Annotated in this window: 6 protein-coding genes and 1 pseudogene; 4 read left to right on the top strand and 3 right to left on the bottom strand. The window is 59.5% G+C overall.

Annotation, left to right across the window (positions count from 1 at the left end; all coding sequences use genetic code 11):
• Both A6A05_RS01080 and A6A05_RS01075 read left to right on the top strand, forming a co-directional pair.
• A partial coding sequence (locus tag A6A05_RS01080; RefSeq protein ID WP_172822152.1) for a transposase occupies window positions 1-205 on the top strand: 205 nt, incomplete at its 5' end.
• A 238-nt stretch (window positions 206-443) separates the two neighbouring features.
• Window positions 444-2069 carry a pentapeptide repeat-containing protein gene (locus A6A05_RS01075; RefSeq protein ID WP_245644121.1) on the top strand — a complete coding sequence of 542 codons (1626 nt, stop codon included), beginning with the start codon at window positions 444-446 and terminating at the stop codon, window positions 2067-2069.
• 27 nt (window positions 2070-2096) lie between these two features.
• Here A6A05_RS01075 and A6A05_RS01070 read toward each other — a convergent pair whose 3' ends face one another.
• The gene (locus tag A6A05_RS01070; RefSeq protein WP_068496619.1) at window positions 2097-2333 is read right to left on the bottom strand and encodes a hypothetical protein; all 237 of its coding nucleotides are present in this window, start codon (window positions 2331-2333) and stop codon (window positions 2097-2099) included.
• Window positions 2334-2933: 600 nt separating this feature from the next.
• Here A6A05_RS01070 and A6A05_RS01065 point away from each other — a divergent pair.
• Together A6A05_RS01065 and A6A05_RS01060 are read left to right on the top strand one after the other, a co-directional pair.
• Window positions 2934-3413, top strand: a complete 480-nt coding sequence (locus A6A05_RS01065) for a bacteriohemerythrin (RefSeq protein WP_068496617.1) — start codon at window positions 2934-2936, stop codon at window positions 3411-3413.
• A 151-nt stretch (window positions 3414-3564) separates the two neighbouring features.
• Window positions 3565-4050 carry a hypothetical protein gene (locus tag A6A05_RS01060; RefSeq protein WP_068496614.1) on the top strand — a complete coding sequence of 162 codons (486 nt, stop codon included), beginning with the start codon at window positions 3565-3567 and terminating at the stop codon, window positions 4048-4050.
• On the opposite strand, the gene A6A05_RS01055 is transcribed toward A6A05_RS01060, so the two are convergent.
• Window positions 4043-5275 carry an ANTAR domain-containing protein gene (locus A6A05_RS01055; protein WP_068496612.1) on the bottom strand — a complete coding sequence of 411 codons (1233 nt, stop codon included), beginning with the start codon at window positions 5273-5275 and terminating at the stop codon, window positions 4043-4045. The two genes, A6A05_RS01060 and A6A05_RS01055, sit on opposite strands and share 8 nt — an antisense overlap.
• 201 nt (window positions 5276-5476) lie before the next feature.
• A pseudogene (locus A6A05_RS01050) lies at window positions 5477-6463 on the bottom strand (IS256 family transposase); the annotation flags it as partial.
• Between the last annotated feature and the right edge of the window lie 79 nt (window positions 6464-6542).

Genomic DNA, 6542 nt, shown 5'->3' with positions numbered 1-6542 from the left:
GCTGATGCTCACCCTCCGTGACGCCATCCCCAAGACTCATGCCCTGGCCAACGCGGAGTTCACCACCATCCGGCTCCGGCTGCTGAAATTGGGCGCCCGCGTCATCGAGACCGCCTCGCGCATCCGTCTCGCCTTCGCCGCAGCCTGCCCCGAGGCTGCCCTGATCCGCCACCTCGCCTCGGCGCTGATGCCCGCCGGACCGTGACCGACGGGGCCGTCATTGCCCCGATCAATCCCGCCCGACAACTCCAGACCCCGTCCGCCTGCCCATCACATCACCCAGACGACCGAAAGGCCGTCGTGGTCAGACGCCCCAAACGTCAGGCGACTGCGGGGGCATACAATTCTGAGCGCCCTGGTGAATAGGACGGGCTAATCCTTCCGTCTCCACAAAACCCTCGCGATAAGTTTTTGAAAAAATCACGGCCCGGTGTATGATCTGAATGTTCGTAAAGGCAGATCGATTGCATGTGATGGGAAACGTACACCACCTACAACATCTTGGCCAAGGGGCTGGCGACTGGAACGCTTGGCGCCAGCAGGAGCCTGATGTGCGACCGGATCTGACCAGCGCCAATCTGCGAGGGGCCAACCTTGCCGGGATGGATCTCAGCGGCTCCCTGCTGTCCCTTGCCAATCTGCGCAAGTCCGTTCTGTCGGGGGCGAATCTCAGGGACTGCAACCTTCCTCGGGCCAACCTTGAAGACGCCGACCTCTCCGGCGCGAAGCTGCAGGGCGCCAACCTTGCCGGCGCGACTTTGCTGCGCGCTAACTTCTCCGGCGCCAATCTGCGCATGGCCAATCTGGCCGGCGCCAACCTGGCCGGAAGGATGGATCTGTCCGGTGTTGACTTGACCGGGGCCAATCTTGCCGGGGCCAAGCTGATGGGCGCCAATTTCTCCGGCGCAACGCTGACCGGAGCCAATCTTGCTGGCGCCGACGCCCGCAACGCCAATTTCACCGGCGCTGACCTGACCGATGCTGTAACCGCAGGCACTCTGCTGGATGGCGCCAACATGTCCGGCGCAGTCATTCGTCGATCCGCCTCGCGCACCCAGACCTCCGACGCCGTTCCGGAACCGGAAGCCCCGCAATCCTATGATGAGGCAGAGGCTGAGGCTGAGCCCCTACCGGTCCTTCCTGACAAAGCCCCAGCCTCCACCGATCGCACCCTCCGTCCGGAGCCGATCGAACTTCCGCCAAACGACTTGGATCTTGGGCTTGATGCCGAGGAAGCGTGGGACGACAAAATCCCCGATGAGCAGGAAACATCACCCGCGATCGAAGCAGAGGTCGAGTCCGGGGGTGAATTGGAACAGCCTGAGCCGCCGACGAGCCTGTCCGACGAGGATATGGCGGGAGGCATGGCCGAACTGACAGATTTCGTCCCCGTCGCCATGCCCGTTCCGCCTCGACTGGCCGAGTCGGAGATTTCCGACCTTCTGTCCACCACCGATCTGGAATCCCCCCCCACCCCCCCCCTGTTCCAGGGCAATGAGATCCTTGATGATGAGGCAGACAGCCCGTTCTACACTTATGAGACCCGGGACCTAGCGATTCTCGCCTTGTATTCGGATCAGGTAAGACGGAAGACCAAGGCTGAAAAGGCTATGCTTCTCAACTTGCTGGTCCAATATAACCGTAATTTCCTGGGTCAGGACGTCAGCGTCCCGATGACAACCAGCGGGAACGCCATTCTTGTCGGATTCGGCGACCCGACCAATGCGCTGCGCTGTGGCGGGCTGTATATCAGCATGCTGCGCGATATGCATGTGGACTCATATGTGGCGGTCAACTGGAGCATGGCGACGGTCCGCATCGACCCCGAAGGGACCGAGAGCGACGAACTCATCGCCAATTCCATTTCCCCGTCGGCGCGTCTGATGCCGGTGGGAGTTGTCGGTGAGGTTCTTGTTCTGGAGGAGTTATACTCCAATCCCCAGACACAGCGGGACCTCTTCACCTTCGAGCGCGTCGCCCGGAAGTGGAAAGCCGCCAACGACACTCAGGGCGAGGGTATTGACGTTATCTGCTACAGCGTTCGCAGCAAGCAGCCTCCCCGCCCCTAACCTTGCTCCATCAAGGCGACGGTTACCTTACCGCCGCCACATCCAGGCCTTGAATCGCGCCGAGAGTTTCGGCGGAATTCTGAACTGTATCCGGGTTCCAGGTCCCAATGCGCGCTGAGCCGCCGAACGGACGAGGAGCACGATGAGCGTTCCGACGACAACCGCGACGAAGAGCTGCACAAACAAAACCGCTACCGTCAGGCCCAGTGCCGCGACGGCGAGTATCCGCATCCAACTGCCAGAGCTCATCGCCTTGAAACGCATGTTGAATCGAAAAGGATGATCTGGCTCCACTTTTGATGCCTTCACAGTATGATACCAACGGCCCTATACTCTGACTTTTGGTCAAAACACATAGGGCACCATCAAGCGACGGGCGGGATACCTCCGCATCCCTTGGCTCCCGCCGCATCAGCGGAGCGGTCGCATTTGCGACCAAACCAACGGCCATGAGTCGGAACTCACTGCCGTTGGTATGAGTTCCGGCCAAAGCAGCGCGGACGCGTCGATTCATCCCCGAGGAACCCGCGCCAGTCAAGCGGTTATTGTTGCCCAGATTGCCCCCCTGAATTGCGAGTAATGTTTATTATCTAGAATAGCCAATTTCATGATAGAATTTGCACCTTGGCTTACCCTGGGGCATCCGGGCTTTGGCGAGACACCCCACAGGAAGAGCCTGTTTGGGATTGAAGGGCCTCCGTCCACGGGCGATTGAAAAATCCGCAGCGCACAAATCGTCTATTTTCAACACATCTCTTAACGATACGAGTTGACTTTCGCCCTCTCTCGCCGACTATGCGGCTGTGATTTTAGGCATGAGTCCGAGATTCGCGACGCCATCTTATTGTGGCAGTGGGACAGATCATGGAACAGAACAATACACTTCCCGAATGGAACGATGAGCTCTCGGTAAATGTTGATGCCATCGATGAAGACCATAAGGCGTTCTTTCGCTTAGCTGCGCTATTGCAAGATGTGGCATCCAATCTGAACAATGAGCAAGCCTATCTGATCGAAACGGCCATCAACATCCTTGAGGAATATATCGAGGGCCATTTCCTACGAGAGCAGCTCGCCATGGCCAAAGTCGATTACCCTCAAATGGTCGAACATATCAGCGCCCACGACGCCTTTGCCGATCGCGTCACCCTTCTCGTCAAGGAATACCGGACGAACCACGACCTTACGACCATCCTCGCTCTGGCGGGATTGGTCGCTGATTGGCTGCACCACCACATTCAGTGCGTAGATTCCCAATATAAGGGACTTCTGACCAACGAGAATGTGGATAACCGCACCATGGCCTGTATGGCCGCAGGCCTGGATCCAGAGTTTGCTCCATAGCCCGAACCGGTCGAGATATTCAGAACAGCGCGAGACGATTCTTCTTTGCCGCGCCTGCGGTTGGGTTCTTGCGGTCCGCCACGACATGATTGCCGAATTCCTTGTATTCAGAAAGAATACGACCATCTGCGGCACCTATGGCGTGTAAGAGATGGCTCCCCCTTCCATACAGTCCGTCGCTCTGGCGAACCTGCAGAAATCCCATGAATTCCTGCTAAAAATTCTGGACGTCTGCGGCAAGCTCCCAGACGCGCCGGGGACGGCTTCCGATCGGGCAGTGATTGCCGCCGTCGCTCAATTGGCGCAGATGACCGAAGCCGTCATTCAGGGCGGCGGCATTGTCCATACGGCGGAAACATCTCCGGACAATCTCGGCTCCCCGGATGAGAAGACCAGGCGCCAGGAGGTCATCTTGCAAATGTGCCTTCAGCAGAGTGAACAGCACTGGCTGCAGGCCAGACGCCTCAAATCCGAGAATGGGGCTCTCCGCCGCGGACTAAAACAGGTCGAGGCCGATGTGGTTGCGGCCAGATCGGCTCTGCCATCGTATCCGACGGCTCCGCCAAAACCGTCCCCGGTGCCGAAGCCCGTAGCCGCCGCATGCCCCCCCGAACGACAGAAACTTCAGATCAAGTAGTCCCGCCACCATTGCCACGAGACCGCAGGAGGTCCGCAACTCCGTTCTGACTGGCCGCGCCTCCGTCCTCGACAGGGCGCACACCCCGCCGCGCCCGCTTATTTCGTTCAAGGTCGACCAAGCTAAACTGATCGGCCTCCATTTGCTGAAGCTTTCCGATTCCTTCCCATGCGAAATCCAGCTTCCGCTTCATGCTCTCGTTGGTTTTGCGCCCCCCCAGAACCGCGACGATTTCCTCCACCGACGCCAATCGCTCCAGCAGCAGGTCGCTGCCACCCAACACAATCTCCCCGCCGTACAGAAACCTCTCCATATCGGTAACGATGGCATCCAGCCTGGAATTAGACATCTGCCGCAATATATCGGTGAAGAGAGTCGTCACCTTCTTGATATTCTGCCGCACAGCCTCATTTTGAGGCCGACCAGAGTTCTCTTCGAGATCCACCAGTTCTATGAGATTAACAAGCCGTTCAGCCGCCTCCATGATCTTGGCGCGCACTTCTCCTCTCGTCTGCTCGTCGTCGGCCGCATGCAAGGCTCGCTTCAAATGCTCAATTCTGGCCGCAATCTCATTCACGCCGATGAAGATGATCGATGCTTGGGAATCAAGCGACTCGTCATTCTCGAGCACCGCCTTGGGACTCCCCCTCACTCCCCTCGGGGACACCCCTGGGGATAATGGAGCAGTCCCAGCGGGAGGGGAGGAGGCCGATAGAGACGGGGACGGCAGAGCCTGGTCGGTGTCACGACGGAGCGCCCCATTGTAAGTATGGGGCACGGGCTTCCGCCGACATGGCCCCCGATAGGTCGTATTCGAGATCATCTCGCGATGGTCGCCCAACGCCCGATTGACGTTCTTCAGCATGCTGCGGGTATTGATAGGCAGGGTTACGATGCTATTCGCGCCAGAATTTCGCATCGCCGCCAAATCGCCGACATCCATCTGACCTGTGATGCCAATCATCGCTCCAACCGCTGCCCCCTCGGGCGTTTCCATGCGGATGCACCGAACCATATGGAGCGATTCGTCCGTTGTTTTGCCTGCGCAAATTATGACATCATAGACGGTCGATGATACCAATTGAACGGCATCGGCAATGTCTCCCGCCGTCTGCACATCGGCAAACCCGATCTGATGCAAGGACGTCACGATCAATCCACTGAGAAAATCGTCCTTCGCAACGACAAGGCAGGCCTTGCCCGAGAAGGAAATATTCAAAGACATTCCAGCCCCCTTGCCAAAAGTGCTATTCCGCAGCCCACACCCCAGAGAAACTGTGAATAAATGCGGAAAACGCTGCCCCCCTTAAACCCCGTGTATTGAAGCATGATTACGCCCCTCTTATCAAACCCCTTGGATCGTGTCCCGAGGACTGGTGTACCAGCGAGGTCGGCGTTTGATCTCCGGCAGGCTTGGCCGGTTTGATCAGGCTGCCGCGACGGGCGGCAGGCTGGTTAGGGGATCATCGCCCAAGGGGGCGACGGATTCCAGGGTCATGTAGCGGGAACGCTGGACGGCCCATTCGTCGTTCTGCTCCAAGAGGATGGCGCCGATCAGGCGGGTGATTGCGGCCTCGTTGGGGAAGATTCCGACCACTTCGGTGCGGCGCTTGATTTCGCCGTTGAGGCGCTCGATGGGATTGGTCGAGTGCAGCTTGGTGCGATGGGGCTGCGGGAAGTCCATGTATGCAAGGACGTCCATCTCGGCCTCGTCCATCAGGTCAGCCAGTTTGTGTGCCCTTGGGCGGAGTTGGTCGGCGACCTGGCGCCACTGGGCGTGGGCGGCAGTGGCGGTTTCCTGGGCGAAGGCGGTGCCGATGAAGGCGGAGACGACGCGACGGCCCTGCTTACCGGCATGGGCCAGCACATTGCGCATGAAGTGGACGCGGCAGCGTTGCCAGGTGGCGTTCAGCACCTTGTCGATAGCGGCCTTCAGTCCCTCGTGGGCGTCGGACACCACCAGCTTGACGCCGCGCAGGCCGCGCCGAGCCAGCTTGCGCAGAAAGTCGGTCCAGAAGGTCTCTGCCTCGCTGGGGCCGATGGCCATGCCCAGCACCTCGCGCCGTCCGGCGGTGTTGGCGCCGACGGCGATGGTCACCGCCACGCTGACGATGCGGCCGTCCTGGCGCACCTTGACGTAGGTGGCATCGAGCCAGACATAGGGCCAGTCGCCCTCGATGGGGCGCTCCAGGAAGGTGGCGATCTTGCCGTCGATCTCGGCACACCGGCGCGACACCTGGCTCTTGGAAATGCCGGTCATGCCCATAGCTTTGACCAAATCGTCCACCGAGCGGGTCGAAATGCCCTGCACATAGGCTTCCTGGATGACGGCGGTCAGCGCCTTCTCGGCCATGCGGCGCGGCTCCAGGAAGCACGGCAGATAGCTGCCCTTGCGCAAGCGCGGGATGCGCAGTTATACCAACCGGCCAATGAATTGATGGGGTGGACGGCCCCTGCTCACCGGCGTCGCAATGCGCCAAGATGGTGGTTGT

This window comes from Magnetospirillum moscoviense (assembly GCF_001650635.1).
Taxonomy (GTDB): Bacteria; Pseudomonadota; Alphaproteobacteria; order Rhodospirillales; family Magnetospirillaceae; genus Magnetospirillum; species Magnetospirillum moscoviense.
This window is presented reverse-complemented; position numbering and strand designations above follow the sequence as displayed.

What these genes read in the sequence shown, in the direction of transcription:
- A6A05_RS01075 (WP_245644121.1), top strand. Translation starts at nt 444, where the DNA reads ATGTTCGTAAAGGCAGATCGATTGCATGTGATGGGAAACGTACACCAC.
- A6A05_RS01070 (WP_068496619.1), bottom strand. Translation starts at nt 2,333, where the DNA reads ATGCGTTTCAAGGCGATGAGCTCTGGCAGTTGGATGCGGATACTCGCC.
- A6A05_RS01065 (WP_068496617.1), top strand. Translation starts at nt 2,934, where the DNA reads ATGGAACAGAACAATACACTTCCCGAATGGAACGATGAGCTCTCGGTA.
- A6A05_RS01060 (WP_068496614.1), top strand. Translation starts at nt 3,565, where the DNA reads ATGGCTCCCCCTTCCATACAGTCCGTCGCTCTGGCGAACCTGCAGAAA.
- A6A05_RS01055 (WP_068496612.1), bottom strand. Translation starts at nt 5,275, where the DNA reads ATGTCTTTGAATATTTCCTTCTCGGGCAAGGCCTGCCTTGTCGTTGCG.